Consider the following 26,762-nt stretch of genomic DNA (forward strand, 5'->3'; position numbering starts at 1 on the left):
TCGGCCGCGAGCGGCCGCGCCTGGCGTGTCGCCACCGTGCCGCGTCGCACGGCTACTGACGACATGCCCACGTTCACCAGCTGTCTCACCAGCCACGGAGGAAGAGCGTGGAATTGCGGTGCCGGTCGGGGCGTGGAGCTTCCCCACGCCACGCCCGGACCGGCACGCCGGTCGGGCGCGCCGCGCGCTGCCCGGGGGTCGGTGGGCAGCGTGCGGCGTCCCGCCTGCCGATCAGCGGAGCCGCGAATCTCCGCCGACCAATGACGGTGTCGCGAACACCGTCCCAGGGTTCGCGTCGCGAACCGCTCCCCCTGGAGAACATTCTCTTCAGTTCAACATCATTGTCTCGAACACCTGTCCGAACAACGAGTAGAACATTAGTTCGATAACCCCGGGTTGTAAACCCTGACCCGCCGGGTAAGGACTGAATTGAGGTACACACATGACACCAGGTAGCCTCGACCAGTGCCGTTCCGCTCCCGGCCCACCCTGGGCATGCTCATGGTCCTGCTGTCAGGACTGTTGTTCGCGCTCAACGGCACCGTCTCCAAACTGATCCTGCGCGGCGGCGTCAGCGCACCCGACCTGACCACGCTGCGCGCCCTGGGCGCCTGCCTCGGCCTGGTCGCGCTGGGCGCCGCGCTGCGGCCGGGGCTGCGCCGGTTCCGGGTCACCGCCCGGCAGCTGCCGCTGCTGATCGCGTACGGCCTGACCGGCTTCTTCGGCGTCCCGATGCTCTACTTCGTCGCCATCTCCCGCATGCCCGTCGGCATCGCGCTGCTGTTCGAGTACACCGCGCCGCTGCTGGTCGCCCTGTGGGCCCGCTTCGGCCAGCACCAGCCCGTCCGCCCGCGCCTGTGGGCCGGGCTGCTGCTGTGCCTGCTGGGCCTGGCCTGCGTCGCCGAGGTATGGGGCGACCTGCACCTGGACAGCCTCGGCCTGGCCGCCGGACTGGGCGCGGCCGCCCTGCTCGCCTGCTACTACATCCTCGGCGCGCAGGGCGTCAGCAGCCGCGACACCATCTCGCTCACCGGCTGGGCCTTCGGCGTGTCGGCCCTGGCCGGACTGCTGTTCCGCCTCACCACCGGCACCGCCCCGGACTGGAGCGCGCTGGCCGGGCACACCACGGGCGGCACGCCGCTGTGGCTGCTGGCCGCCTACCTGCTCGTGCTCGGCACGATCGTGCCGTACCTGCTGGTCGCCGGGGCGCTGCGGCACCTGCCCGCCACCAGCGTCGGCATCCTCGGCATGGTGGAGCCGGTGTTCGCCACCGCCGCCGCGTGGCTGGTGTTGGGCGAGTGGCTGAACACCGCCCAACTGCTGGGCGGAGCGCTGGTGCTGGCCGGGGTGGTCCTCGCCGAGACCGCGCGGGTGCCCGCGGCACTGCCGGAACCGGTGCCCGCGCCAGCGGCTCGCCTAGACGGCCTGCCGGAACGGCGGACCATCGATGCCTCCCCACCAGCGCTGAGGCAGAATGAGACCCATGTCGCACCCGAACGTGACCGCAGTCCAGCACGCCCTTGACGCCGCGGACGCCCGCGACTCCGCCGGCGCGGGCTGCCAGGTGATCGAGCTGGACGACGGGGTCCACACCGCCGTCGCGGCGGCGCAGGCGCTCGGAGTCGAGGTGGGCCAGATCGCCAACTCGCTGATCTTCGAGGTGGGCGGCGAGCCGCTGCTGGTGCTCACCTCCGGCCGCCACCGAGTCGACACCGCCAAGGTCGCCGCCGATCTGGGCGTGCCCAAGCTGCACCGGGCCTCCCCCGAGTTCGTCCGCGAGCACACCGGCCAGCCCATCGGCGGCGTCGCCCCGCTGGGCCACCCCAAGCCGGTGCGCACCCTGATCGACACCGCGCTGGCCGAGTACGACCAGGTCTGGGCCGCGGGCGGGGTGCCCCGCGCGGTCTTCCCGATCACCTACCCGGAGCTGCTGCGGGTGACCTCGGCGACCCCGGCGCGGGTGGCGGACGTATGAGGCTGGTGCCCTGGACGCCGGACGACCTGTCCCGGCGGATGGACGACGTGCTGTCGGTGTTCGGCGAGGCGATGTCGTACCAGGCGGACGCCCTCGCGGTGCGGCGCGGCTACATCACCACCCACCTGCGGCGCCCGCAGTTCCGGGCCGTCGCCGGGCTCAGCCTGCAGGGTCACCTGCTCGGCTTCGCCTACGGCTACCACTCCGCGCCCGGCCAGTGGTGGCACGACGTGGTCAGCACCGTGCTGTCCGACACCCAGCGCACGCAGTGGATGGGCGACTGCTTCGAGGTCGTGGAGCTGCACGTACGGCCCAGCGCGCAGGGCCACGGCCTGGGCGAGGCGCAACTGCGGGCGCTGTTGTCGATGACCCGCGCGCGGACCACACTGCTGTCCACCCCGGAGGCCGACGAGCAGGCCTCCCGGGCCTGGCGCCTCTACCGCCGCACCGGCTTCACCGACGTGTGCCGCCACCTGATGTTCCCCGGCGACCCGCGCCCCTTCGCCATCCTCGGCAACAACCTGCCCCTCATGCTTCCCGCAGGGCGTGAGTGACCCACCCAGGCAGTTTCGGGGAAACTGCGGCAATCGGAGCCCGGATTCGTGCAGTTCCCCGAAACTGCAGCCACCTGATCGCGCCTGCGCAGCGGGCGGCAGCTACATGCAGCGGGCGGCAGCTACATAAGGACCTTTCGGACTATGCCCATGAGCTGGCCGAGGCCGAGGACGGCGAGGGTCAGCCAGAGCACCATCATCATGGTGACCACGCCCGCGGCCAGGTCGGCGCCGACCTGGGTGGTGGCCGCCGCGGCCAGCAGCAGCGAGAGCAGGGTGAGCCAGATGCGGGTGCCGTGGTCGCCGATCGTCGCCGACCCGGCAGCGCGCATACCGACCGCCCCGGCCCGCGCGCGGACGTACTCGTGCAGCCACACCAGCGCCACGCACAGCAGCACCACGGTCGGCTGCGCGCCGAGCACGGCCAGCGCCGCCAGCCAGCACATCTCGCTCATCCGGTCGAGCATCGCCCGGTAGAAGCCGCCCAGCCGGGTCGAGCGGTGCAGCAGCACCGCCAGCGTCTGCCCGACCGTGTCGGCGGCGACGCCCAGGAGCAGCACCAGCGCCGCCAGCGCGGGCCAGGCGCCACCACGGGCCGCCAGCAGTGGCACCAGCACCGCGCATCCCGCGGCGATCACCATCGGGTATGACGGCCGCAGCCCGAACCGCGCCAGCACCCCGCCGACCGTGAACGCGATCCGCAGCCACCGGCGCAGCAGCGGCCCGGCGTGGCGCGGGTCGAACCCGTCGTGCGTGCTCGACCAGCCCGCGACGTAGGCGTCCCAGCTCATCGGCGCCGCTGCGGCCTGCGGCGGCGCCGGTGTCGTCGGTGTCGTCATACCCCCCACTCCCGGCCAGGATCGGCCGGCTCGGGCGGGGCTACACCGCGGCGCCCACCCGAAGCCGCTGCCACACCTCGCGCGTGGCAGTCGACCGGTTCAACGTGATGAAGTGCAGGCCGGGTGCGCCCTCGGCCAGAAGCTTCGTGCTCAGCTCGGTCGCGACCTCCACCCCGATCGCCCGCACCGCCTGCGGGTCGTCGGCGACGGCGCGCAGCCGCTCCGCGAGGTCGGCCGGGAACGCCGCCCCGGACAGCTGCGCCATCCGCTCGATCTGGCTGACGTTGGTCACCGGCATCACGCCGGGGATGATCGGCACGTCGCAGCCGGCGGCGTGCACCGCGTCGCGCAGTCGTGCCCAGTCCTCCCAGTTGAAGAAGAACTGGGTGATCGCGTAGTCGGCCCCGGCCCGGCACTTGCGCACGAAGTAGCGCACGTCGGAGTCGAAGTCGGGCGAGCGCGGGTGCTTCTCCGGGAACGCCGCCACACCCACGCAGTAGTCGCCGCTCTCCTTGAGCAGCCGCACCAGGTCGTCGGCGTGGTGCAGGCCCTGCGGGTGCGCCACCCAATCGGCCTGCGGGTCGCTGCCCGGCGGGTCGCCCCGCAGCGCCAACATGTTGCGCACGCCCGCGTCGGAGTAGTGCCCGATCACGTGCCGCAGCTCCGCGATCGAGTGGTTGACGGCGGTCAGGTGCCCCAGCGGCAGCAGCGTCGTCTCCGTCGCGACCCGTTCGGTGAGCTGCACGGTGGTGTCCCGGGTGCTGCCGCCCGCGCCGTACGTGATGGAGACGAACGAGGGCTGCAGCGACTCCAGCTCACGGATGGCCTGCCAGAGCAGCCGCTCGCCGTCGGGCGTCTTGGGCGGGAAGAACTCGAACGAGAACGTGGGCTCCCCCGACGACAGCAGGTCGCGGACCGTCGGCCGGGGCCCGGGCATGGTGGAGGGAGCACGCAGTGTCACCCTGCCGACTCTATCGGCCATGAGGCCCGACGGGCCGATCCGTCTCAGGGTGTGGCGGGCATACCCCCTGGTGATCATGCTCACCAGCCGCCGCCCGGCGGCTCGTCGGCCGCCAGGAACCAGTCGGTGAACGCGGCCGCGCCCCGGCCCGCCACCGGGTGGCGGCAGGCCGCCAGCAGGCCACGCTCGGCGTAACGCCGGGCCGGGCAGGGCCAGACCAGCTCGCACACCCGGCACCGGGCCAGCGGCCAGGACCCCGCCGCGGTCACGTGGTCGTGCAGCAGGCGCGCGGCCAGGCGCCACATCAGCGGCTGGGCGACCTGCTCGGGTGGATCGAGCGGCGGGTTCTCCCAGTCGATCTGGGGCAGCTCCATCGGACCTCCAGGAAGGGGAAGCCGGGGCGGCACGGGCCATTTGGGAGATGACGCGCCGCCCCGGCGCCTGCGCCAGGCCATGGGAGTGGTCGACCGTCGCAGGCGTCTCCAGCAAAGCGCATCAAACGCGCCTTGGGAGGGGCCAGCTGTATGTGGGCCAGCGCCGTTTCAGTCCTTACCTCACCAGCCCAAAAGCCATAACCAAGACATATAGGCACGGCCTCCGGGTCACTGCCGGGTGAAGATCCGTTTCGTGGACGCCTGGTGTCGCTATAGCAGCACCCAGCGTCCACGAAAACGGATCAACCTCGCCGCCGGGCACTGCGGCAAATCGGTGGTGCGGGGCGAGGGCAGCGGCCATCCTGGGCGCGATGAGCGAAGCCGACGAAGAATCCACAGCCGACTGGCGCTACGCCCATACCGACACCCTCGACGGCGCCCTGCAGCGCGGCCGCGGCGAGGGCGTACTGATGGCCATGCGCGATCCCGCCGCCGCCCCCGCCGCCGTCTACGCCTGCATCCGCCGAGACCACCGCTGGTACTGGGCCTTCGACGACCGCCCCGACTACCTGGCCCGCCTCGTCCGGGACCTGGACCTCGACCCGGCCCCCATCGGCGACCAGTTGCGCCACGCCCCCGACGACCTGCGCCAGGACCGGGACAACTTCTTCGAACTGGCCACGGAGGTGCTCGCCGCCCTGGGTCGCGGCGGCGACCGGCGCTCCGTCGCCATCCTGCGCGCCTACCTCACCGACGGCCCGCACTGGCTCGACGTGTTGCGCGCCGTCGACGAGTGGCCGGTCGAGCTCTGGGCGGACCTCGACCAGTTGTGCCTGTCCCGCCTCTCCGAGGCGGAGGAGTACGAGCTGAGCTGGGCCTGCCCGCGGATGACGGCCCACTGGGCGCCCCAGCACCCGCGCCTGGCGGCGGCCGCGCGGCGCCTGGCCGAGCGGGTGCCCGCGCGGCCGGCCGCCCTGCCGACCGGACACAGCACGGACGAGTTGATCATGATGGCGACCGATCCGCAGGTGACGCGGGTCGACCAGCGACGGGCACTGCGAGCCCTGCTCCGGGCCGGCGTGCCGGATCCGGACCTGATCGACTTGATCGAGGGCGGCCTGCATCCGTCCCTGCTCGGCACAGCCCTTCGGGACCCGGGGGCGGCGGTGGTCGAACGGGCCCGGACCTGGACCATCGACCGGGGTGCCGAGCTGTTCTGGCATGGCAGCCTCTTGCTGGCGGGGCACAGCACCGCCGTCGACCTGCCACGGCTGCTGGACGCTTGGCAATGGCGGTGGGACTCGGACGACTGGTGCGGCTTCGACCGGCTCGCCGACGGGTTCACGCGACTCGGCCCGGCCGCCGCGGCGGCCCTGCCCGCCCTGATGCGGACCTGGCGGTGGACACCTCATTCGATCGAGCGGGCGGCGATGCTGCGCGCCATGCTGTCGGTCGACCCCGTCGGCGCCGAGCGCGTCCTCACTCCCGCCCTGCTGGACTGCGAGCCGGACGTTCGCGAGCTGGCCGCATCCCGCGTCGCGCCCCGGCCGCGCGCTGTCACGCTGCTCGCCCGGCTGCGCGACGATCCGCTGGAGACCGCCGAGGTGCGGGCCGCCGCTGCCGGTCGGACGACCCCGGCCTGAACATCGCCGTCTCCGGAGCCGGATCCGCTGCCCGGCCTCGTTCTCGACCGCACATGGCGATCACGGCCGCCGTGCCGGCGCGGCCCGGCGGCGGGCGCCCGGGATTGTCGTACCTGGACGGTAGGAAAGTGGGCGGCGCACGGGGTCAGCGCCAGGGGGTCGGCCTGCAGGAACACCACGGGGTGGGAGGCCGCCATGTCACCGTCCTCGCTGGGTCGGCTGATCGCGCAGCAGCGTCGGCTGCGCGGCTACAGCCAGGCCCGGCTCGCCGAACTGCTGTGCGCCGTCGCGGGCAGTCCGACCGTGACCCGGCACGAGGTGAGCCGCTGGGAACGCGGCGAGCGCCTGCCCGGCGCGCAGTGGCTGGGCTGGCTCGCCCACGTGCTCGACCTGTCCCCGGCCCGGCTGGGCCTGGCCGCGGCGCCGGACCTGCGTCGGCTGTCGACCGCCGAGGTCAGAGACCTGTGCCTGCTCGCCGGGCGGTGGCTGCGGCACGATCCAGTGCCCGATCGGCGGTCGGCGGAGCCTGATCCCGGCCTCGGCGAGCTGCGGCGGATGGACGACCTGGTCGGTGGGGCGGATCTGGCGCCCGTGGTGGCACGGCGACGGCGGCAGGCGGTGGCCGCGCTGCGCCCGGCGCGGGGCCCTGACCGGCGCTCGCTGCTGCTGCCCGCCGCGGAGTCGGCGCAGCTGGCGGGCTGGACAGCCGCGGACGCGGGGCAACCGCGCGCCGCGCTGGCGGCGTACCGGGAGGGGCTGGTGCTGGCGATGGAGGCCGGCGACCGGCAGCTAGGAGCACATCTGCTGGGCAGCGCCAGTCATCTGCTGGGCGAGCGGGAGCCGGGTCCGGCCTGGCAGCTGGCCCGCATCGCCGCCGCGGGCGTACGGCGACACGGCAGTCCCGGGCTGCGGGCACTGCTGGCGCAGCGGGCGGCGTACGCGGCGGCGCGCTCCGGCGACCGCAGCGCCGCGCACGGCTGCCTGCTCGTGGCGCAGCGCCTGGGCGAGCGGCTCGTCCCGGAGCGCGAACCGCCCTGGCTCTACTGGCTGGACCAGCGTGAACTGGCGGCGATGACCGGCCGGTGCCTGGTCGTGCTGGACCGGCCGCTGCGCGCGGTGGCCCTGCTGGGCCGCCCGGAGCTGCGCGGCACGCGCCAGCCGCGCTCGCTGGCGGTGTACTCGGGCTGGCTGGCGCGGGCCCTGCTCGGGGTGGGCGAGCTGGAGGAGGCGTGCGCGGTCGGGGCGGGCGGAGTCATCGCCTCGGTCCGCTCGGGTTCGGTCCGCGCCGCCGAGCAGACCCGGGAACTGGCCGCCCGGCTGGCCTCGCGCCAGGACGTGCGGGCGGCACGTGAGCTGAGTGACCTGATCAGATACGTCACGTCCTACCTCCCGGGCGCGCAGGGCCTGCGACGACTCGTCTAAGTTCATGTTCATGACCATGCACCCGGTGGATCGCGCCGCCCTGCGCCCGCGGGTGGAGAAGGCGCTCGCGGTGTTCCTGGCGGAACGCCGTACGCACATGGCCGCCATCGACGACGGCCTGCTCCCCCTCGCCGACGCCGTCGAGTCGTTCATCCTCGGCGGCGGCAAGCGACTGCGGCCCGCGTTCGCGTACTGGGGCTATCGGGGCGCGGGCGGCGACGACCGCGACGACGTGGTCACCGCGCTCGCGTCACTGGAGCTGGTGCAGGCCAGCGCGCTGATGCACGACGACCTGATGGACGCCTCCGACACCCGCCGGGGTGAGCCGTCGGTGCACCGCCGCTTCGAGGCGCTGCACCAGCAGCAGCGCTGGCAGGGCGAGCCGGGCGGCTTCGGCGCGGCGGCGGCGCTGCTGCTCGGGGACCTGTGCCTGGTCTGGTCGGACGAGCTGCTGCACGGCAGCGGCCTGGACCCGGCCGTGGTCGCGCACGCCCGCCCGGTCTACGACCTGATGCGCACCGAGGTCATGGTCGGCCAGTACCTGGATGTGCTGACCCAGGCCAGCGCCGACACGTCGGTGCGCCGGGCCAGCCAGGTGGCCCGGTTCAAGTCGGCCAAGTACACCGTCGAGCATCCGCTGCTGTTCGGGGCGGCGCTGGCCGGGGCCCCGGCGGAGCTGAGCGCGGCGTACTCGGCGTTCGGGCTGCCGCTGGGCGAGGCGTTCCAGCTGCGCGACGACGTGCTGGGCGTGTTCGGCGACCCGGCCGCGACCGGCAAGCCCGCCGGGGACGACCTGCGCGAGGGCAAGCGGACGTACCTGGTCGCGATGGCGTTCGAGGGCGCCGGGCCGGACGACCGGGCGGCGCTGGCGGCCGGGCTGGGGCGGCCGGACCTCGACGAGGCGGGCGTGGCCCGGCTGCGGCGGATCATCACCGACACGGGGGCGCTGGCGCAGACGGAGGCGTACATCGCACAGCTGTCCAGCGCGGCGCTGGCGGCGCTGGACGCGGCCCCGGTCGAGCCGGAGGCGGCCGCGGTGCTGCGGGAACTGGCCGCCGCCGCGGTCCACCGCGCCACCTGAGCGCGGTCGGGCCAGGCCGCGTCACCTCAGGATCTGGCGGAAGCTCTCGTAGTGGTCGCCGGTGTAGTACAGGTCGCCGTCGCGCCCCGCGATGACGCGCCGCGCGCCCCGGTCCGGTGACCCGGGCGTCGGCACCGTGAACTCTCGGTAGTACCCGTTCGGCCGGGCGGGCAGCAGCCCCTCCTGGTTGGCGAAGACGGTGCCGTCCTTGCGGTACGGGTACGGCCCGCCCTTGTCGATCAGCGCGACCGTCGCCGCCGCCTCCTTCGGCAGCTCACCCAGCGACACCGTGCCCAACCCGGACACCGGCGTCGCCTTGCCGCTGGCGGGCACGGCCGACGGCGGCTCCGGCGACAGGGCGGTACGCGCGCAGTAGCCCACCACCGCCATCAGTGCCACCAGGAGCACCGCCGCGACGGCGGCGAGCGTCAGCGTGCGCCGCGATACCTGCCTGTCCACACCAGGCAGTGTGCGGGCTGCGCACCTGGCGATCAAGGACCGTGCGATCATCGACCGATGTTCCCCCTCGGCAGGCGGCGTGCCGCACTCCCCCTCGGGTGCGTCTCGGGTGTGCTGCTGGCGATCTCGGCATTCCTCTCCGGCGCCCTGCCCGGCGGCGACCCCGGCCCCGGGCTGCGCACCGGCGGGTTCGGCGCGGTCGGCGGCCCGTTCCTGCTCGGGCTGGCCTGCTGGCTGCTCGGGCTGACCGGCTGGACGCTGGCCTGGTGGTGGTCGCGCGCCGAGGACGGCGACGCGGCGCCGGGCCGGATGCTGGCGCGGGGCGCGCTGTGGGCGGTGCCGCTGCTGGTCGCGCCGCCGCTGGGCAGCCGCGACCTGTACGCGTACGCCTGCCAGGGCTGGTTGTGGCGCACCGGGCTCGACCCGTACGCCCTCGGGGTCGCCGACGGCGGCTGCCCCTGGGCCGACGCGGTCCCGGAACTCTGGTGGCACACCCCGACGCCGTACGGCCCGCTCGCGGTCGCCCTGTCCGGCGCCGGGACCTGGGCGAACCTGCTCACCGCGGTGGCCTGGCTGCGGCTGCTCGCGCTGGCCGGGCTCGCCCTGGTCGCGATCTTCGGCCCCAGGCTGGCGCGTGCCTGCGGGGTTGACCCGGCCGCCGCCTACTGGCTGGGCCTGCTCAGCCCACTGGTCGCGGTGCACGCCGTCGCCGGCGCCCACAACGACGCCCTGGTCGCGGGCCTGACCATCGCGGCCCTCGCCGTGACCCTGCCCACTGCCGGAGACAGGCCCCCGCCCACTGCCGGAGACGGGGCCCTGCCCACTGCTGGAGACGGACCCCTGCCCACTGGCGGAGACGGGTCGGGGCTCGGTCGTGGGCTGGGCTGGGCGATGCTGGCCGGAGTGCTGCTCGCGGGCGCGGTCGCGGTGAAGGTCACCGCGCTGGTGGCGCTGCCGTTCCTGTTGCTGCTCGTCGGCCGCCGCTGGTGGGCCGCGCTGGGCGCCGCCGTGGCGTCGTTCGCGGGCCTGAGCGCGGCGACCGGGCTCGGCCTGGGCTGGGTGACCGCGCTGCGCGGCACGGGCGAGTTGGCCCAGTGGAGTTCGCCGCCGACCGCGGTCGGCATGGCCGCGGGCTATCTGCTGCGCGTGGCGGGCAGGCCGGCGTGGTTCGACGCGGCGGTGGCGGTCGGGCGGGCGCTCGGGCTGCTGGTGCTGGCCGTCGCCGCGCTGGCGGCGCTGCGCGCGGCGTGGCGCGGACGGCGTGAACCGGCGCGGATCCTGGCCGCCTGCGGCTGGCTCGTGGCGGCCACGGCACTGCTCGGCCCGGTCTTCTACCCCTGGTACGCGTTGGTGCCGCTGGCGCTGCTGGCCGCCGTCGAGGCGGATGCGCGGCGGCGGCGGGCGCTGGCCGTGGCCGCGCTCGTCTGCGCGTGCCTCACCCTGCCCAACGGGCTGGGCGTGCCGGTGCTGACCAAGACGGTCGGCGCGTTCGTCGTCACGGGCCTGGTGGTCTGGGCCGTCGTGCGGCTCCGACGCGGGTCCACAGCGACAGCGTGAGCAGCACCAGCGCGAACCCGAACAGCAGATCCTCGACCGGGGCGTACGCGATCCGCAGCCCGGTGATCGCGGCCGGGTCGTAGCGGACCACGCCCCGGCCGGTCAGCACCCCGTTGCTGAGCAGCTGGAACAGCAGCACGATCGGGTACGTCGCCCAGAACACCACCCCGAGCACCAGCCGGGTACGCAGCACGAACAGGTCCACCAGCACCGCGACCAGCGCCCCGAGCACGGCGGCCAGCGTGTAGCTCATCGCCGCCGGGCCAGCACGGTGCGGACCGCCTCGAACCCCAGGATCGCGCACAGCGGCACGACCAGGAAGAACAGCACCTCTTCCAGGGGCAGGCCGCCGGGCAGCCATACCCCCAGCAGTTGGGTGGGGTCGAAGGTCCACTGCCCGGCGGCGACCGCGGCGAGGTCCCACAGCAGGAACACCGCGGCCACCGGCAGCACCGCGGCGGCCAGGCGCCGCCACTGGCGCAGTACGCCCACCTTCAGCACCGGCTCCAGCCACAGCGCGCACAGCAGGCAGCCGCCGAGCACGGCGAGGTAGGCGTACACGCGGTCAGAAGGCGACGGCCTGCGCCCGGCGCTTGACCTCGCGGGCGCGGTCGCCGCCCAGCGCCTTCGCGGGGGTCCCCGGAAGCGTCGCGTCGGGCGTGTAGAGCCACCGCAGCGCCTCTTCGTCGTTGTACCCGGCGTCGCGCAGCAACGTCAGGACACCCGGGAGGTGCTTGAGCACGGTGTCGTTCGCCACCAGCTCGGCGGGCACCTGCCGTACGCCTTCGTGGCGTACGGCGAGCAGCATGCCGTCCTTGATCAGCTGGTGCACCTTGATGATCGACAGCTCGAGCCGCTCGGCGACGTCAGGAAGCGGCAGCCAGGCCTCCGGCGCGGTCGCCTGCCCGGTGTCTGTCGATTGCGAAGTTTCGGCCACCTCCACACCTTGCCACGTCGCCACCCGGGCTCACCACCGCATCCCCGTCGAACATGACTCGTCGCGGCGCGCCGCCGCTCATCGCGGCGCACCCAAGCGACTCCTCACGTTCGCCGAAGACCATCCGGGGTGGCATGCCGCCACTCGTCGCGACACCCCGGGCGACTCCGCACATCCGGCCGAACCCGCCACGGACCCGCGGGAAAGGAGCCTCCGATGAATCCCTGGCAGCTCATCCGACGCGAGATCGACGGCGCCCGCCGCTCGATGCGCTACGACCTGAACCGCCGCCGCGCGCAGGAGCGGACCGCCGTGATCAGCATGGGCGCCGACGGACCGGCCCCGCGCGGGCGGCGACGCGTGATGCTGGCCACCGGCGCGCTGCTGATGGTCTCCACGGGCGTGGGTGGCTACTACGCGGTCGCGGGCGGCCTGGACGCGTTGCTGGGCTCCGGCGGCCCGCCCACCGGCCTGCCGCGGGTCCCGGTGTCCCCCAGCGCCACGCCGGTGCCCGTCCCCAGCCCGACGCAGTGGCGCCCCGAGCCGAGCCCGTCCGTGGGCAAGATCGAGCCCGCACGCGGCGTGCCCACCACGCGCCGCCCGTCACCCCGGCCGAGCCCGTCGGCCAGTGCCTCGCCGAGCCCCAGCCCGTCGCCGTCGCCGAGCCCGTCGGAGTCGCCTTCGCCCTCGGCCACCCCGACGCCGTCGCCGGACGTGAGTCCGAACACATCCGAGTCGACTCCGGCCACGCCGCACCTGCCTGAGCCCGGCACGCTGGCACCGGGTGCGGGTGGCTGGGAGTGAACGGCACCCGAAACGCCCGGTCGGGACGCGATCGCACCCTCGGGTGTACGCCGTTTGCCCGTCCCTGACTTAGACTGCGCTGCGATGAATACTCAGGTCGCCGATCAGCTGCTCGGCACACTCGTCGACGGGCGCTACCGCATTCGCGGTCGCGTGGCCCGTGGTGGCATGGCGACGGTGTACATGGCCGTGGACGAGCGGCTGGAACGCACCGTCGCCCTGAAGATCATTCACCCCGCCCAGGTCCGCGACGCGGCCGGGCAGTCTTTCAGCCTCGATCGGTTCACCGACGAGGCGAAGACCATCGCGCGGCTGACCCACCCCAACGTGGTCGCCGTCTACGACCAGGGCACCCACAACGGCCTGCCCTACCTGGTGATGGAGTACGTCCGCGGCCGCACCCTGCGCGACATCCTCGCCGAGCGCCGCCGGCTCAGCCCGGTCGAGGCGCTGGCGGTGCTGGAGCAGGTGCTGTCGGCGCTGGGCGCCGCGCACCGGGCGGGTCTGGTGCACCGCGACGTCAAGCCGGAGAACGTGCTCATCGCCGAGGCGCCCAGCGGCGGCAGCCACAACCTGATCGACGCGGTGGCGAAGGTGGCCGACTTCGGCCTGGCCCGCGCCGTGGAGGCCAGCGCCGCCGACGACCCCGCCAGCGGCCAGCTCATGGCCACCGTGGCGTACGTGGCGCCGGAGCTGGTCCGCGACGGCTACGCCGACCCGCGCAGCGACGTGTACAGCGCCGGGATCGTGCTGTTCGAGATGCTCACCGGCCGCGTGCCATACGACGGCGAGCGACCCGTCGACGTGGCCTGGCAGCACGTCGACCGCGACGTGCCGCCGCCCTCGCGCTTCGTGCCCGGCCTGTCGCCGGTGCTGGACGAGCTGGTCGCCTCGGCGACGCGCCGGCAGGCCTCGGCCCGCCCCACCGACGCCGGGGCGCTGCTCAGCGCGGCCCAGGGGGCTCGCGAAGCGGTCGTCGCCGGTGCCGCCACGCAGCGCCTTCGCCCGGTGATGGAGCAGGCCACGGTCGTGGTCAGCCACGTCACCCCGGCCGAGCGACCGACCTGGGCCAAGTTGCCCTCGCCGCAGCAGCAGGCGCCCCGGACGCGGCGGCGCGCGCAGGTGGAGCCGGAGAGCCCGCTCGACCGGATCAAGAACACGTACCAGCAGCTCATGCGCGATCCGCGCGGCCGGATGGCGCTGATCGCCAGTGGCGTCGTGGTGGCGCTGCTCGTGCTCGTCGGCGGCTGGTGGCTCGGCTTCGGCCGCTACGAGGTGACCCCGCAGCTGGTCAACATGAACCGCACCCAGGCCGAGGCGAAGCTGACCGAGGCGGGGCTGAAGGTCAAGTTCGGCGACATCATCTACAGCGAGACGGTCGAGAAGGACGTCGTACTCGTCCAGGACCCGCCCGCGGGCGACCGCGTGCTCCGCGGCGGCACCGTCACGCTGCGGCTGTCCGCCGGCCCCGAGCGCTACATGGTCCCGGACGTGTCGGGCAAGACCTTCGACATGGCCTCGGTCGACCTGCAGGCCGACCCGCTGAAGTTCAAGGTCAAGCGCGGTGCGGACCGGTTCGACGACCTGATCCCCAAGGGCGTGGTCCTGGAGACCAGCCCGAAGGCGGGCGAGGAGGTCAAGTCGGGCACCGAGGTCACGGTCATCGTCAGCAAGGGCCGCGCGCCGCTGACCGTGCCGTACGTCGTCGGCAAGAACCTGTCCGAGGCCAGGGAACTGCTCGAGGGTATGGGTCTGCGCGTCGAGGTGGAGCAGGTCACCTCGGACAAGCCCTACGACGAGGTGCTGGAGCAGAACCCGCCGAACGGGGCCGGGGTCGAGGCCAACACCGTGATCAAGCTCAAGACCAGCAACAACCCGACCGGCACCCCGATGCCCCAGGTGCTCAACATGGGCTGCCAGGACGCCGCCAACCAGCTGCGCGGCATGCAGCTGGACGTCGAGGTGGCGGGCAACGACATGGAGAAGTGGTTCGGCCACGTCGAACGTCAGGTCCCCGATCCGGGCGTGCCGGTCCAGCCGCAGCAGCACGTCCGGATCAGGTGCAAGGTCTGATGTCGCACGGCATCGGCGCGCACGCTCCTGTCGCGGGCGGACTGGCCAAGGCGGCGCTGGCGTACGTAGACGCGGTCTCGGCCGGGTCGGTGCAGGTCTACGTGGGCAATCCACGGGGCTGGGCCCGCCCGGCCGGTAACCCGGCGCAGGACGAGGCGTTCACGGCGGGCTGCCACGAGCGGGCGATCCCGGCGTACGTGCACGCCTCGCTGCTGGTCAACATCGGCTCGCCGACCGAGGCCACGGTCGAGCAGTCGCGCGAGACGCTGACGCACGCGCTGGTGCGCGCGGCGAGCATCGGCGCGGCCGGGGTGGTGTTCCACGCCGGTTCGGCCGTCGACAGCGAGCACGCCCCGCAGGCGTTCCGGCAGGTGCGCGAGGTGCTGCTGCCGCTGCTGGACGCGCTGCCCGACGACGGGCCCCGGCTGCTGGTCGAGCCCAGCGCGGGCGGCGGCCGGTCTCTGGCGGCCCGGGTCGAGGACCTGGGGCCGTACTTCGAGGCGGTCGACTTCCACCCCCGGCTGGCGGTCTGCTTCGACACCTGCCACGCCTGGGCGGCCGGGCACGACCTGGCCAAGCCGGGCGGCATGACGCAGACCCTGGACGACCTGGTCGCCGTGTGCGGCGAGGGTCGGCTGGCGCTGGTGCACGCCAACGACTCGCGGGACACCTGCGGCTCGCTGCGCGACCGGCACGAGACCATCGGCAAGGGCACGATCGGGGCGGCGGCGTTCGCCGAGTTGATGCGGCATCCGGCCCTGTCGGGCGTGCCCGTGATCGTCGAAACTCCCGGTGAGCTGCATGCCACTGACATTTCCCTGCTCAGGGGCTTGCGCACGGATTGACCATTAGGGCACCCTTACTGAGGCAAGGCTTGCTTGAGCAAAGCGGCCCACTCCTCCGGCCGAAGGGTATGTCCGTGTTCGTGTGCATCTGTGAGCGGGTGCGTGAGTGCGAGATCCGTTCCGTGATCCGCGCCGGCAACCGCTGCGAGGACAGCGTGGGCGACGCCTGCGGCGCGGGCACCGGCTGCGGGACCTGCCTCGACCGCATCTATGACCTGATCGAGGAAGAGGGCGCCGACACGCTCGCGGTCAGCGCGGTATAACAGACTTTCTGGCGTAGATTCCCCCTTATACGTAAAAATCGTGGGGGGTTTCTTTTCCATGCAAGGCGACGCCCGGGTCATCGAGTTCCTCAACGAGCAACTGACAGCCGAACTCACGGCCATCAACCAGTACTTCCTGCACGCCAAGATGCAGGAGAACTGGGGCTACACGAAGCTGGCCAAGTACACCCGGCACGAGTCGATCGACGAGATGCGCCACGCCGAGGTGCTCACCGACCGCATCCTGTTCCTCGAGGGCCTGCCCAACTACCAGAAGCTCTTCGCGCTGCGTATCGGCGAGACCGTCAAGGAGCAGTTCGAGTGCGACATGAAGGTCGAGGTCGAGGCGGTCGAGCGACTGCGCGACGGCATCGACTACATGCGCTCGGTCAATGACGTGACCTCCGCGAAGATCTTCGAGGAGATCCTCAAGGACGAGGAGTCGCACATCGACTACCTGGAGACCCAGCTCGGCCTGATCGCCAGCCTCGGCGAAGCCCTATACCTCCAGAACGTCACCGAACACCCCGACGCCTGACTTCGCACCGGTTCCAACACCCGTCTTAGCATTGACGATGGCCTATCTAGAAGACGATTCTCCGAAATCCGTCTTCTAGATAGGCCATCGTCAATAAAAAAAGGGGGGTCAGGCGGACAGGACGCCGGTCAGCACCTCGATCGCGTGGTCCACCGCCGCGTCGTCGGCGTCCAGGTGCGTGATCAGGCGGCCGGTACGCGGCCCCAGCACGCTCATCAGCACCCCACGCTCCCGAGCCGCCGCCGCCAGCGCGGGCGCGTCCACCGCCGCCTTCGCCAGGTCCAGGACCACCAGGTTGGTGTGCACCCGCTCCGGGTCCACCACCCCGAACGGCGCCAGCGCCAGCGCCAGCCGCTGTGCCCGCCGGTGGTCGTCGGCCAGCCGCTCGACGTGGTGGTCCAGCGCGTACAGGCCCGCCGCGGCGAGGATCCCCGCCTGCCGCATACCCCCGCCCATGCGCTTGCGGATCCAGCGCGCCCGCGCGATCTTCTCGGCGCTGCCCACCACCAGCGAGCCGACCGGCGCGCCCAGCCCCTTGGACAGGCACACGGACATGGTGTCGAACAGGGCGCCGTACTCGGCGAACGGGACGCCGGTGGCGACGTGGGCGTGCCAGATGCGCGCGCCGTCACAGTGCAGTGCGATCCCGGCCGCGTCGGCGGCGGCACGCAGGCCACGCAGCGTGTCCAGCCCGATGACGAAGCCGCCGCCCAGGTTGTGGGTCTGCTCGACGGCGATGGCCCGGGTCGGCACGGCCCAGTAGCCGTCCGGACGGATCATCGAGGCGACCAGGTCGACGTCGATCTCGCCACCCGCGAAGGGCCAGGTACGGCTGGAGATGCCGCCGATGGCGGCGGCCGCGGCGAACTCGTACGTCACCACGTGCGCGTTGGCGTCGCACAGCAGCTCCTGCGCGGGCGGCACGACCAGCTGCAACGCGATCTGGTTGGCCATCGACCCCGACGGGGCGAACAGCGCCGCCTCGTGCCCGAACATCGCCGCCACGCGCTGCTCCAGCGCGACGACGGTCGGGTCCTCGCTGTACACGTCGTCGCCGACCTCGGCGTTGGCCATCGCCGCGCGCATGGCGGCGGTGGGCTTGGTCACGGTGTCACTGCGAAGGTCAACCAGCTGCGTCATGCCTCGTTCCTACCGCATCGGCCCGACCGCGCGCGGGCCACCCCGGATCATGGGACAGCGAACTCGGCGGCCGGCCACTACGCTGCCCGCCATGACCAACACGACAGCCCCCGAAACGGCCCCTCAGCTCGCCGTCGCCGGCGCACGGCCGGGCAGCCGCCGGCGGGCCGTCGCGATCCTGGCGCTGCTGAGCGTGCTGGTGCTCGCCTTCGCCGGTTGGCAGGTCACCGTCCGGACCTACGAACTGGAGCCCGGGTACTTCGGCATCCGGTCGCCCGACGCCGTGGAGCACGTCGCGGGTGACGTCCGCGAATACCGATACCCCATGGTCCCGGGCACTTCGCACCGGATCTCGATCTCCATGCGCAACCCCGGTCCGCTGCCGGTCCGGGTGACCGGCTTCGGCGGGGACCCGCAGGAATGGCCGCAGTCGATGTTCCCCATCACCGCGATCGAGGTGAACCGTGACGTCGACGGCAACCTGGCCGCAGGGGACCCCTTCGTGCCGTTCACGCTCGCCGCGCAGGAGGCGGTGCTGGTCCACCTCACCGTACGCGTGGACAAGCAGACCGGCGACGGCTGCATGCGGGTGTGGTGGGGATTCCTCCCTGTGCACTACACCGTGCTCGGGGTCGACCGTGAACAGCAGTTCACGCTCGACCCCGTCATCGCCTTCGAGGGAGGCACCGACTGCGCGGACTAGCCGCGGAGCATCTCCGCGACCAGGAAGGCCAGCTCCAGCGACTGCTGGGTGTTCAGGCGCGGGTCGCAGGCGGTCTCGTACCGGCCGGGCAGGTCGGCGTCGACCAGGGCCTGCGCGCCGCCCAGGCACTCGGTGACGTCCTCGCCGGTCAGCTCGACGTGGATGCCGCCCGGGTGGGTACCGGTCATCTTGTGCACCTCGAAGTAGCCCAGCACCTCGTCCACGATCCGGTCGAAGTGGCGGGTCTTGTACCCGTTGGACGACTCGTGGGTGTTGCCGTGCATCGGGTCGCACTGCCAGACGACCTTGGCGCCGCTGTCGCGCACGCTCTCGACCAGGTTCGGCAGGCGGTCGCGGACCTGGTGGTTGCCCATGCGGCTGATCAGCGTGAGCCGACCCGGCACGTTGTCCGGGTTGAGCATCTCGCACAGGCGGCGCACGTAGTCGGGCGTGGTCGACGGGCCGAGCTTCACGCCGATCGGGTTCGCGATGCGGGAGATGAAGTCCAGGTGGGCGCCGTCGAGCTCGCGGGTGCGCTCGCCGACCCAGAGGAAGTGGCCGGACAGACCGTACGCCCGGCCGTCGGCGACGCGGGTCAGCGCCCGGTCGTACTCCAGCGCCAGCGTCTCGTGCGAGGCGTAGAGGGTGACCGTGCGCAGCGCCTCCTCGTCGGTCATGCCGCAGGCGCGGATGAACGCCAGCGCCCGGTCGATCTCGCGGGCGATCGCCTCGTAGCGCTCGCCGAAGGCGGAGGTGCGCACGAAGTCGCGGTTCCAGTCGTGCACGGCGTGCAGGTCGCCCAGGCCGCCACCGAGGTACGCCCGGAGCATGTTCATCGCGGCGGCGGCGTTGGCGTACGCCCGGATCATGCGCTGCGGGTCGGCCACGCGCGCCTCGGCGGTCGGCTCCAGCGAGTTGATCATGTCACCGCGGTACGCGGGCAACCCGAGGGAGTCCAGCGGCTGCGAGCGCGGCTTGGTGTACTGCCCCGCGACCCGGGCCACCTTCACCACCGGCATGCTCGCGCCGTAGGTCAGCACCACCGCCATCTGCAGCAGCGTGCGCGCGTTGGCCAGGAGGTGACTCTCGGTGTTGTCGGCGAACGTCTCGGCGCAGTCGCCGCCCTGCAGCAGGAACGCCCTGCCCTCGCAGACCAGGGCGAGCCGCTGGCGCAGCTGGTCCACCTCGTACGGCGCCACGATCGAGGGGACCGAGTCCAGCACCCGGCACACCTTCTCGACCTCGGCGTAGTCCTCCCACGGGGGCATCTGCGCACGCGGCAGCGTCCGCCACTGGTCGAGGCCGAGGTCCTCGGCGGACTTCTCGGTGGCCGGGCGGGCGATGCTGACACCGGACTCGCCGTACTGGCGGGCTTCGGCCAGTTCCAGACCCGGGTGCCGGAGGTCATGCCATTCGTGGCGCATGCGCTCCAGACTACGGCCGGGCGCCGGACGGCCGCTGCCGACATGGCCCCATCCCAAAAGGTGGCTGGCCGACGCGAACCACCAGTCCTGCTACAGGTCGCACTGCCCGCTGCCGTCCCGCAACCTGGGATCGTTGATCAGGTATGACCGTACTGCCGCGCCTGGCCGACTTCCGGCCACACCGCACCGTGCCCGACATCGACCTCGAGGGGCAGGTGGTGCCGGGGCTGACCGGCGAGTTCTTCCGCCGACCCGACGGCGACCGGATCGCCACCGTGGGCGTCTACCGCTACCGCGGCGCGGAACTGTTCATGGCATGGGGCTACGTCGGCGAGCCGCACTGCCGGTGGACCGCCTACCGCGACGACGCGGGCTGGACCGCGCCGCACGAGGGCTGCCCGCGCGTGCGCCGCGAGCCCGGGGCGGTGACGGTGGACACCGGTCGCGACCGGGTCACGCTGCCCGCGCAGGCCACCGCCCCCGAAGACACCGGCACCCGACCCGGGCAGGCCGGGGCGGGTGTCGGTGCCGTGGCGCCGCCGACCGTCCGCGACGAGTCGCACACGGCCGACAGCGGCTCTCTGTGCGCCACCGGACCAGGCCGGCAGCGAGGATGACGGGAGTCAGTTGGCCACTTCGGCCATCGCCGTGGCGCGCGCCTCGCGGCGTACGTACACGATGGACGCGGCGGTGATGCCGAGGCTGGTGACCAGGGCCACCGAGTGCAGCACCGGGTTGGGGATCGGCACGAACGCCAACACCCCGGCCGGGATCTGCACCAGACCGATCAGGAGGAGCAGCATCGGCGTGCGGCGGCCTCGGGACCAGGTGAAGGCCGTCCACACCGGCGCCGTCACGACGGCGAGGGTGAGCACGTCGAGCAGCGCGTGCAGGTAGGGGTTGTGGACCCGGTCGTGCGCGTACGCGTACGCCGGGGCCGAGATCATGATCGTGGCGAGGGTGGTCCCGAGGATGGTCAGGGCACGTCGCATGGCCGCCTCCTAGCAGCTCGGCGGAGTGGGGGCGGATCGAATCCCCTGGCCCGAGCCTAAGTCGGGGGTGGACGGAGTCGTAACCCCCGCAGGCGTGAATGATGCGCGTGACCTGCGGACGCGCGATGAATCTCGCACACCCGCGGGGGTATGACCGCCCCTCAGGCGGCCTGTTCGGCGATCTCGCGGGCCCGGTCCCGGGCGGCCTCCAGCGCGGCCAGCAGCGCCGCGCGTACGGCGTGGTTCTCCAGCTCGCGGATGGCCGAGATGGTGGTGCCCGCGGGCGAGGTGACCGCCTCGCGCAGCTTCACCGGGTGCTCGCCGGAGTCGCGCAGCATGATGGCCGAGCCGATCGCGGTCTGCACGATCAGGTCATGGGCCACCTGGCGCGGCAGGCCGAGCAGGATGCCCGCGTCGGTCATCGCCTCGACCAGGTAGTAGAAGTACGCCGGGCCCGAACCGGACAGCGCGGTGACCGCGTCCTGCTGGCTCTCCGGCACCCGGATGGTCCGGCCCAGCGGCGTGAACAGCTCCTCGACCACCGCCAGGTGCTCGGCCGTGGCGTGCGGTCCGGCCGAGATCGCCGTCATCGCCTCGTCGACCAGCGCCGGGGTGTTGGTCATGACCCGCACGATCGGCACCGCGTCGTTGAGCCACTTGGTGAAGAACGCCGTCGGCAGACCCGCGCAGAGCGAGACCACCAGCTTGCCCGCCGGGATCTGCGGCCCGAGTTCGGCCATCAGCGCCCCGGCGTCCTGCGGCTTGACCGCGATCGCCACCACGTCGGCGGCCTCCACGGCCCCGGCGTTGTCGAGCACGCGGATGCCGTACCGCTCCCGCAACTGCTCGGCCCGCTCCGGCCGCCGCGCCGTCGCAATCAGCCGATCCACCGGCCACCCGGCCTTCACCAGCCCCGACAGCAGCACCTCGCCGATCTTGCCAGCCCCGATGACCGCGACCGTACGCACCACGCCTCCTGCGTTACGAGAGTTGATCAGGAAGCTGTGCCCACGACACACCGTCGAGCCGTGCTATAAGTTCATGATCAACGGAAAAGAAGGGGCCCACGGCCCGCACCGAGGGCGCGGGCCGGGGGCTCGGGCGGCCTAGCCGAAGAAGGCCTCGGCCTCGTTGTAGCGGTGCGGCGGGACGGTCTTGAGCTCGCGGGTCGCCTCGATCAGCGGGACCCGGACGATCTCGGTGCCGCGCAGCGCCACCATCTTGCCGAAGTCGCCCTCGTGCACGGCGTCGATCGCGTGCAGGCCGAAGCGGGTGGCCAGCACCCGGTCGAAGGCGGTCGGCGTGCCACCGCGCTGGGTGTGGCCCAGCACGACCGCGCGCGCCTCCTTGCCGGTGCGCTTCTCCAGCTGGTCGGCCAGCCAGTTGCCGATGCCGCCGAGGCGGACGTGGCCGAACGCGTCCAGCTCTCCGTTCAGCGTGATCATGTCGCCGTCGGTGGGCATGGCGCCCTCCGAGATCACGATGATCGGCGAGTAGTTGGTCTTGAAGCGGGTCTCGACGTGCTCGACGACCTTCTCCAGGTCGAACTTCTGCTCCGGCAGCAGGATGACGTTGGCGCCACCGGCCAGACCGGCGTGCAGCGCGATCCAACCCGCGTGACGGCCCATGACCTCGACGACCACGGTGCGGTGGTGCGACTCGGCGGTGGTGTGCAGCCGGTCGATGGCCTCCATCGCGATGTTGACCGCGGTGTCGAAGCCGAAGGTGAAGTCGGTGGCGCCCAGGTCGTTGTCGATCGTCTTCGGCACGCCGACGACGTGCACGCCCAGGTCGGTCAGCTTGGTCGCGACGCCGAGGGTGTCCTCGCCGCCGATGGCGACCAGCGCGTCGACGCCGAGCGCGGCCAGGTTGTCCTTGATCCGCTCGACACCGCCCTCGATCTTGAACGGGTTGGTCCGGGACGAGCCCAGGATCGTGCCGCCACGGGGCAGGATGCCGCGCACCTCGGGGATGCCCAGCGGGCGGGTGATGCCCTCCAGCGGGCCCTTCCAGCCGTCGCGGAACCCGACGAACTCGTGCCCGTAGGTGCCCACGCCCTTGCGGACCACGGCGCGGATGACCGCGTTGAGACCGGGGCAGTCGCCGCCGCCGGTGAGTACGCCGATACGCATTGTTCTCGTCCTCCCGAATACGGGTAGTCACATTGCCTAGCCCCGGGATGACGAGTGAACACGGCTACGCTGCCGGCCGGGGCGGGCCGCAAATGGGCACTGTACTGCGACCACCCCGATAGGGCCAGCACGCCCCGCCCATGTCCGGATGTCAGTCGGATGTCGGGGCGGCGAATTCCTTACCAGGAGAGCGCAACAGTCTCGCAATGCCGAGGTTACTCGCCGTTGACAGAGCATGGTGGCGCGGCTCACCGCGAGGCGATCACCGCTTGCGGGCCGTCATGGTCTGCCAGCGGGCCAGGTTGTGCCGCGCGTCGACGAGCGCGTCGTGACGCGCCGTGGCCGCCTCGGGCAGGCTCGGTCGGCCGGTCTCGTCCCACAGCTGCCGCAGCTCCTTGGTGAAGCGCGGGATCACCCGCGGCAGGGACACCATCGGGCCCCACAGCTGCGCCAGGCAGACGTGGTCGTACGCGCCGTACCAGGCCCACAGCTCCAGGGTCTCGTTCGGGCGGCCCTTGACCGGCTCGCTCAGGAACTCCAGCAGGTCGGTGCGGATGCGCTCGCGCGAGCGCCATGCCTTGTCGGCCGGGGACGGCAGCAGGTTCAGCACGTTGTCACGCACCCACGGGATCGCCCGGTCCGGGTCGAACTCGGTCGAGACCGCGTAGAACTCCCGGCCGTACTCGTCGACCACGCCGATCGAGACCAGGTCGATGGTGGTCCCGTCCTCGATGAACTCGCAGTCGTAGAAGTAGCGATACGCCATGTGAACCGGTCTTCCTTCCGCAGCGACGCCGCGCCTACCCTGACGCGATGACGTTCTCGATCGTCGCGCGTTCGGCCGACGGCACCGCACACGGGGTCGCCGTGGCGAGCAAGTTCCTCGCCGTCGGGGCGGCCGTGCCCGCCGCCGAGGCGTCCGTGGGCGCCCTGGCGACCCAGTCCTATGCCAACCTCGCCTACCGGCCGCAGGGCCTGGCCCTGCTGCGCACGGGCACCGCGGCGGCCGACGTCGTGGCCGGGCTGACCGCCGCCGATCCGGGCCGCGACCAACGCCAACTCGGCGTCGTGGGTACGGCCGGAGAGGGCGCGGGCTGGACCGGCTCGGCCTGCCACGGCTGGGCAGGCGGCGCCTACGGCGACGGCTTCGCCATCCAGGGCAACATCCTCACCGGCCCCGAGGTCGTCGCCGCGATGCGGCAGGTGTGGCTGGACAGCGACCCGGCCGCGCCCCTGGCCCGGCGGCTGCTCGCCGCGCTGCGCGCCGGGGACGCGGCGGGCGGCGACAAGCGTGGTCGGCAGAGCGCGGCGTTGCTGGTGGTCAGCCCCGGCCAGGGGTACGGCGGCACCAGCGACACCGTCGTCGACCTGCGGGTGGACGACCACCCCGACCCGTGCGCGGAGCTGGCCCGCCTGCTCGACGTCCACAGCCTGCTGTTCGACCGCCCCGACCCGGCCACCCTGCTCGACCTCGACGGCGACCTGGCCACCGAGGTACGTGCCCTGCTGGCCGACCGCGGCCACGCCCACTCCGATCTCGACACCGCCCTCGCCTCCTGGGCAGGCGTCGAGAACCTCGAGGAACGCCTCGTCCCCGGCCGCATCGACCCCCTGGTTCTGACCCACCTCCGCAGAGCCTGACCTCCGACTCCGGGTCCGACTCCGACTCCGACTCCGACTCCGGGTCCGGGTCCGACTCCGACTCCGACTCCGGGTCCGCGTCCGGGTCCGCGTCCGACTCCGACTCCGGGTCCGGGTCCGGGTCCGGGTCCGGGTCCGGGTCAGATTGCCGTGTGTGGTCGGAATCGCAAGTGGCAGCGGCAGTTTTGGCCGCCGATGGCGATCTTCACTGAGCTCACGGTCGGAGATCGCTATCGGCGGTCACTCCGGGTGTAGTGACTACCGCGAATCTGTCGGCATCTCCCGCATCGCGAGACATCGGCTCCGAAGATCGCTGCCTCCGGTCACTTCCCTACATGGCCTTCGCCCGAAACCCGAGATTCTGACCGCTGATACCGATCTCCAACGCGAAGATCAGTATCAGCGGTCATTTGGTGCACGTAAGGGCCACATAGTGACCGCCAACAGCGATCATCCTCCCGGCGCCCAAGTTCTGGCCGCGAGCGGTGGCTGCGATCCGGTCGAAGGGAGGAGCGCCGGAGCCGGGGCGGATATCAGCCGAGGAGGGCGGCGCGGGCGTCGTGCAGGCTCTTGCGGTTGTCGTCCTGGCTGGTGATGCCGGTGAGATCCCCGGTAGACAGGCGGGCGGCGAAGTAGTCGGCCTGCACCGCCCAGCGGAAGCGCAGCAGGACGTCGAGACTGGCCTCGATCTCGGCGCGCGGCACCGCCCCGGTCGCGGCGTACGCGGAGAGCAGTTCCCCGGCCCGGTCCAGGCCGCCCGCGTACATCACCGCCGAGGCGACGTCGTACATCAGCGGACCGGCCACGGCCGAGCCCCAGTCGATGACGCCGATGCGGCCGGTGGCCGGGTCGAGCAGGAACGCCCCGTGGTACGGGTCGCCGTGCAGCGCCCCGTACGTGAGCCGGTCGGTGACCTGCAGTTTGGTCAGCGCGTTGACGGCGGCGGTGACCGCCGGGCGGATCCAGCCCTCGACGCCCAGGTGTGGCGCGTCGGTCCGGACCCAGTGCCAGGCGGGCAGGCCGGGATGGCGGAAGTCGCGCAGCGCCAGGTGCACCGCGCCGAGCCGGTCGCCCCACCACTGCTGGTCGAGGGGGTCAGCGCCGTCGAGTTCGCGTCCGGCCACGTGGTGCAGCAGCGCGACGACGTGCTCGCCCATGGGTACGGTCAGTGCCCCGTCGGCGGTACGCAGCGGGACGCCCGCGTCGATCCCCTGCCGCGACAAGTGCTCCGCCGCGGCCAGACCGGCCTCGAATTGCGCCTTCTGCCCAGGTCGGACGGCCTTTGCCACATAGCTGGCCGCACCGGCGGTGACCGATACGGTGGTCGACGTCATCCCACCGGACAGCGGAGTGAAGCCGTCCGGCTGAACATGCCATGCCGTCCGAAGTGTCGTGCGGAACGTATCGTCAGCCAGCACGGGCGGATTATCACATGTCCTGCCCAGCCGACATATCCATCGGCGGTGTCCGTCATCCGGCAGATCCGTCGGTGACGGTTCCACGGAGTGGACTCAGCGGCTCACTCAGGCGATGATCTGTCCAGGGTTACGCCGACCGCTCACGACCGTGGACTGGTCGGTCGGGGTGGGAGACGGAAGGGGTAGGCGGTGGAGATTCGCATTCCGGATGCCGCGGATGCGTTGACCGGAGTCGAGATGTTCGCTGGTCTGGAGCCGGAGGTGCGCCAGCGGGTGATCGCCGCGGCAGTGCCGCGCACCTTCCGCAAGGGCCAGTTGCTGTTCGTGGAGAACGACCCCGGCGAGACCCTCATCGTGCTCAAGCGCGGCTCGGTGGCGGTGTTCCGCACCTCCCCGACCGGGGAGCGCGCGGTTCTGTCGGTGCTGCGCCCGCCGGACGTGCTGGGCGAGGTGTCGCTTCTGGACGGTTCGGCGCGGTCGGCCTCGGCCGAGGCGCTGGAGGACTGCACCGCGCTGGCGCTGTCGCGCGGCGCGTTCATGGAGCTGGTGCACTCGAACCCGCGGATCCTCGACGCGGTGATGCGTTCGCTGGGCGCGCTGATCCGGCGACTGACCGAGCAGAACGCCGACCACGTCTTCCTCGACCTGCCCGGTCGGGTGGCCAAGACGCTGGTCCGGCTGGCGGGCGAGAGCCAGGCGCCGATGATCACCATCGAGCTGAACCAGAGCCAGTTGGCCGAGATGGCGGGCGGCTCGCGGCAGAGCGTCAACCAGGCCATCGGCTCGTTCGCCAGCCGGGGCTGGCTGCGCACCGAGGGACGCCGGATCGTGGTCATGGACGTCCCGGCACTGCGCCGTCGGGCGGGCATGCAGGACCGCTGAGGTCGTAGCGGAGCGCCGCCGGTCCGGGGGGACCGGCGGCGCTTCCGTGTCACCACTGAACCCCGTTTACAAGCGAATTGACTGGCCAAACATAGGTGCGCGTAA

The 26,762-nt window shown here is 72.3% G+C and carries 30 protein-coding genes; 16 read left to right on the forward strand and 14 right to left on the reverse strand.

What is annotated here, in order from left to right:
* Positions 1 to 465: 465 nt before the first annotated feature.
* The 3 genes from KUA19_RS20355 to KUA19_RS20365 are packed head-to-tail and all read left to right on the forward strand — an operon-like array spanning position 466 to position 2,529.
* Positions 466 to 1,524 carry an EamA family transporter gene (locus KUA19_RS20355; RefSeq protein ID WP_217397786.1) on the forward strand — a complete coding sequence of 353 codons (1,059 nt, stop codon included), beginning with the start codon at positions 466 to 468 and terminating at the stop codon, positions 1,522 to 1,524.
* Positions 1,475 to 1,975, forward strand: coding sequence for a YbaK/EbsC family protein (locus KUA19_RS20360; protein ID WP_217397788.1), 501 nt, complete (start codon positions 1,475 to 1,477; stop codon positions 1,973 to 1,975). The genes KUA19_RS20355 and KUA19_RS20360 overlap by 50 nt, the downstream gene beginning before the upstream one ends.
* Positions 1,972 to 2,529, forward strand: coding sequence for a GNAT family N-acetyltransferase (locus KUA19_RS20365; RefSeq protein ID WP_217397790.1), 558 nt, complete (start codon positions 1,972 to 1,974; stop codon positions 2,527 to 2,529). The genes KUA19_RS20360 and KUA19_RS20365 overlap by 4 nt, the downstream gene beginning before the upstream one ends.
* A gap of 122 nt (positions 2,530 to 2,651) precedes the next feature.
* Here the strand turns inward: KUA19_RS20365 and KUA19_RS20370 are convergent, their stop codons facing one another.
* The 3 genes from KUA19_RS20370 to KUA19_RS20380 form a co-directional block, all read right to left on the reverse strand.
* Positions 2,652 to 3,368: a CDP-alcohol phosphatidyltransferase family protein gene (locus KUA19_RS20370; protein WP_217397792.1), complete on the reverse strand. Its 717-nt coding sequence runs from the start codon at positions 3,366 to 3,368 to the stop codon at positions 2,652 to 2,654.
* Between the two features lie 40 nt (positions 3,369 to 3,408).
* Positions 3,409 to 4,329, reverse strand: a complete 921-nt coding sequence (gene metF, locus KUA19_RS20375; protein WP_217397793.1) for a methylenetetrahydrofolate reductase [NAD(P)H] — start codon at positions 4,327 to 4,329, stop codon at positions 3,409 to 3,411.
* 80 nt (positions 4,330 to 4,409) lie between these two features.
* Positions 4,410 to 4,703, reverse strand: coding sequence for a hypothetical protein (locus tag KUA19_RS20380; protein ID WP_217397794.1), 294 nt, complete (start codon positions 4,701 to 4,703; stop codon positions 4,410 to 4,412).
* A gap of 371 nt (positions 4,704 to 5,074) precedes the next feature.
* Between KUA19_RS20380 and KUA19_RS20385 the strand changes: the two genes are divergently transcribed.
* The 3 genes from KUA19_RS20385 to KUA19_RS20395 all read left to right on the forward strand — a co-directional run bounded on the left by KUA19_RS20385 (position 5,075) and on the right by KUA19_RS20395 (position 8,849).
* Positions 5,075 to 6,346, forward strand: coding sequence for a hypothetical protein (locus tag KUA19_RS20385; protein ID WP_217397795.1), 1,272 nt, complete (start codon positions 5,075 to 5,077; stop codon positions 6,344 to 6,346).
* A gap of 195 nt (positions 6,347 to 6,541) precedes the next feature.
* Entirely contained in the window at positions 6,542 to 7,768 is a 1,227-nt protein-coding gene (locus KUA19_RS20390; protein ID WP_217397796.1) for a helix-turn-helix domain-containing protein, read from the forward strand.
* A gap of 10 nt (positions 7,769 to 7,778) precedes the next feature.
* Positions 7,779 to 8,849: a polyprenyl synthetase family protein gene (locus KUA19_RS20395; protein WP_217397797.1), complete on the forward strand. Its 1,071-nt coding sequence runs from the start codon at positions 7,779 to 7,781 to the stop codon at positions 8,847 to 8,849.
* A gap of 21 nt (positions 8,850 to 8,870) precedes the next feature.
* On the opposite strand, the gene KUA19_RS20400 is transcribed toward KUA19_RS20395, so the two are convergent.
* Positions 8,871 to 9,308, reverse strand: coding sequence for a guanyl-specific ribonuclease (locus tag KUA19_RS20400; protein WP_308167535.1), 438 nt, complete (start codon positions 9,306 to 9,308; stop codon positions 8,871 to 8,873).
* 57 nt (positions 9,309 to 9,365) lie between these two features.
* Here KUA19_RS20400 and mptB point away from each other — a divergent pair, with 57 nt between their 5' ends.
* Positions 9,366 to 10,865 carry a polyprenol phosphomannose-dependent alpha 1,6 mannosyltransferase MptB gene (gene mptB, locus KUA19_RS20405; RefSeq protein ID WP_217397798.1) on the forward strand — a complete coding sequence of 500 codons (1,500 nt, stop codon included), beginning with the start codon at positions 9,366 to 9,368 and terminating at the stop codon, positions 10,863 to 10,865.
* Here the strand turns inward: mptB and KUA19_RS20410 are convergent.
* Genes KUA19_RS20410 through KUA19_RS20420 form a run of 3 tightly spaced genes read right to left on the reverse strand, consistent with a single transcriptional unit; the run spans position 10,804 to position 11,808 of the window.
* Positions 10,804 to 11,118: a lycopene cyclase domain-containing protein gene (locus KUA19_RS20410; protein WP_217397799.1), complete on the reverse strand. Its 315-nt coding sequence runs from the start codon at positions 11,116 to 11,118 to the stop codon at positions 10,804 to 10,806. The two genes, mptB and KUA19_RS20410, sit on opposite strands and share 62 nt — an antisense overlap.
* Entirely contained in the window at positions 11,115 to 11,426 is a 312-nt protein-coding gene (locus KUA19_RS20415; RefSeq protein ID WP_217397800.1) for a lycopene cyclase domain-containing protein, read from the reverse strand. The genes KUA19_RS20410 and KUA19_RS20415 overlap by 4 nt, the downstream gene beginning before the upstream one ends.
* A 4-nt stretch (positions 11,427 to 11,430) precedes the next feature.
* Positions 11,431 to 11,808, reverse strand: coding sequence for an Rv2175c family DNA-binding protein (locus KUA19_RS20420; protein ID WP_372451817.1), 378 nt, complete (start codon positions 11,806 to 11,808; stop codon positions 11,431 to 11,433).
* Between the two features lie 210 nt (positions 11,809 to 12,018).
* Here KUA19_RS20420 and KUA19_RS20425 point away from each other — a divergent pair, with 210 nt between their 5' ends.
* The 5 genes from KUA19_RS20425 (at position 12,019) to bfr (ending at position 16,325) form a co-directional block, all read left to right on the forward strand.
* Entirely contained in the window at positions 12,019 to 12,606 is a 588-nt protein-coding gene (locus tag KUA19_RS20425; RefSeq protein ID WP_217397804.1) for a hypothetical protein, read from the forward strand.
* An 84-nt stretch (positions 12,607 to 12,690) separates the two neighbouring features.
* Positions 12,691 to 14,679 (forward strand): Stk1 family PASTA domain-containing Ser/Thr kinase, encoded by a 1,989-nt coding sequence (pknB, locus tag KUA19_RS20430; protein WP_217397806.1) that lies wholly within the window; start codon positions 12,691 to 12,693, stop codon positions 14,677 to 14,679.
* Entirely contained in the window at positions 14,679 to 15,524 is an 846-nt protein-coding gene (locus KUA19_RS20435; RefSeq protein WP_217397808.1) for a deoxyribonuclease IV, read from the forward strand. The genes pknB and KUA19_RS20435 overlap by 1 nt, the downstream gene beginning before the upstream one ends.
* A gap of 74 nt (positions 15,525 to 15,598) precedes the next feature.
* Positions 15,599 to 15,787, forward strand: a complete 189-nt coding sequence (locus KUA19_RS20440) for a (2Fe-2S)-binding protein (RefSeq protein ID WP_217397810.1) — start codon at positions 15,599 to 15,601, stop codon at positions 15,785 to 15,787.
* 58 nt (positions 15,788 to 15,845) lie between these two features.
* On the forward strand, positions 15,846 to 16,325 hold the full coding sequence (bfr, locus tag KUA19_RS20445) for a bacterioferritin (RefSeq protein WP_217397812.1): 480 nt from the start codon (positions 15,846 to 15,848) through the stop codon (positions 16,323 to 16,325).
* A 108-nt stretch (positions 16,326 to 16,433) separates the two neighbouring features.
* On the opposite strand, the gene KUA19_RS20450 is transcribed toward bfr, so the two are convergent.
* Positions 16,434 to 17,465 (reverse strand): threonine aldolase family protein, encoded by a 1,032-nt coding sequence (locus KUA19_RS20450; protein WP_217397814.1) that lies wholly within the window; start codon positions 17,463 to 17,465, stop codon positions 16,434 to 16,436.
* A 91-nt stretch (positions 17,466 to 17,556) separates the two neighbouring features.
* Here KUA19_RS20450 and KUA19_RS20455 point away from each other — a divergent pair, with 91 nt between their 5' ends.
* Complete coding sequence (locus KUA19_RS20455) at positions 17,557 to 18,168, forward strand: hypothetical protein (protein ID WP_217397816.1); 612 nt, start codon at positions 17,557 to 17,559, stop codon at positions 18,166 to 18,168.
* On the opposite strand, the gene KUA19_RS20460 is transcribed toward KUA19_RS20455, so the two are convergent.
* Positions 18,165 to 19,592 (reverse strand): class II 3-deoxy-7-phosphoheptulonate synthase, encoded by a 1,428-nt coding sequence (locus KUA19_RS20460; RefSeq protein ID WP_217397818.1) that lies wholly within the window; start codon positions 19,590 to 19,592, stop codon positions 18,165 to 18,167. The genes KUA19_RS20455 and KUA19_RS20460 overlap by 4 nt on opposite strands.
* Positions 19,593 to 19,735: 143 nt before the next feature.
* Here KUA19_RS20460 and KUA19_RS20465 point away from each other — a divergent pair, with 143 nt between their 5' ends.
* Complete coding sequence (locus KUA19_RS20465) at positions 19,736 to 20,209, forward strand: hypothetical protein (RefSeq protein ID WP_217397819.1); 474 nt, start codon at positions 19,736 to 19,738, stop codon at positions 20,207 to 20,209.
* A gap of 6 nt (positions 20,210 to 20,215) precedes the next feature.
* On the opposite strand, the gene KUA19_RS20470 is transcribed toward KUA19_RS20465, so the two are convergent.
* The 4 genes from KUA19_RS20470 to KUA19_RS20485 form a co-directional block, all read right to left on the reverse strand.
* A complete protein-coding gene (locus tag KUA19_RS20470; protein WP_217397821.1) occupies positions 20,216 to 20,584 on the reverse strand; it encodes a hypothetical protein in 369 nt (122 codons plus the stop codon).
* Between the two features lie 161 nt (positions 20,585 to 20,745).
* Positions 20,746 to 21,552 (reverse strand): pyrroline-5-carboxylate reductase, encoded by an 807-nt coding sequence (proC, locus tag KUA19_RS20475; protein WP_217397823.1) that lies wholly within the window; start codon positions 21,550 to 21,552, stop codon positions 20,746 to 20,748.
* A gap of 138 nt (positions 21,553 to 21,690) precedes the next feature.
* Complete coding sequence (locus KUA19_RS20480) at positions 21,691 to 22,716, reverse strand: 6-phosphofructokinase (protein ID WP_217397825.1); 1,026 nt, start codon at positions 22,714 to 22,716, stop codon at positions 21,691 to 21,693.
* Between the two features lie 262 nt (positions 22,717 to 22,978).
* Entirely contained in the window at positions 22,979 to 23,482 is a 504-nt protein-coding gene (locus tag KUA19_RS20485) for a polyadenylate-specific 3'-exoribonuclease AS (protein ID WP_217397827.1), read from the reverse strand.
* 47 nt (positions 23,483 to 23,529) lie between these two features.
* Between KUA19_RS20485 and KUA19_RS20490 the strand changes: the two genes are divergently transcribed.
* Entirely contained in the window at positions 23,530 to 24,357 is an 828-nt protein-coding gene (locus KUA19_RS20490) for a DUF1028 domain-containing protein (protein WP_217397829.1), read from the forward strand.
* Between the two features lie 533 nt (positions 24,358 to 24,890).
* On the opposite strand, the gene KUA19_RS20495 is transcribed toward KUA19_RS20490, so the two are convergent.
* On the reverse strand, positions 24,891 to 25,775 hold the full coding sequence (locus KUA19_RS20495; protein ID WP_217397831.1) for a phosphotransferase enzyme family protein: 885 nt from the start codon (positions 25,773 to 25,775) through the stop codon (positions 24,891 to 24,893).
* A 237-nt stretch (positions 25,776 to 26,012) separates the two neighbouring features.
* Here KUA19_RS20495 and KUA19_RS20500 point away from each other — a divergent pair, with 237 nt between their 5' ends.
* Positions 26,013 to 26,657: a Crp/Fnr family transcriptional regulator gene (locus KUA19_RS20500; RefSeq protein ID WP_254549833.1), complete on the forward strand. Its 645-nt coding sequence runs from the start codon at positions 26,013 to 26,015 to the stop codon at positions 26,655 to 26,657.
* Positions 26,658 to 26,762: the final 105 nt, after the last annotated feature.

The sequence above is a fragment of the Catellatospora tritici genome (assembly GCF_019083965.1).
In the GTDB taxonomy this organism is placed as follows: domain Bacteria; phylum Actinomycetota; class Actinomycetes; order Mycobacteriales; family Micromonosporaceae; genus Catellatospora; species Catellatospora tritici.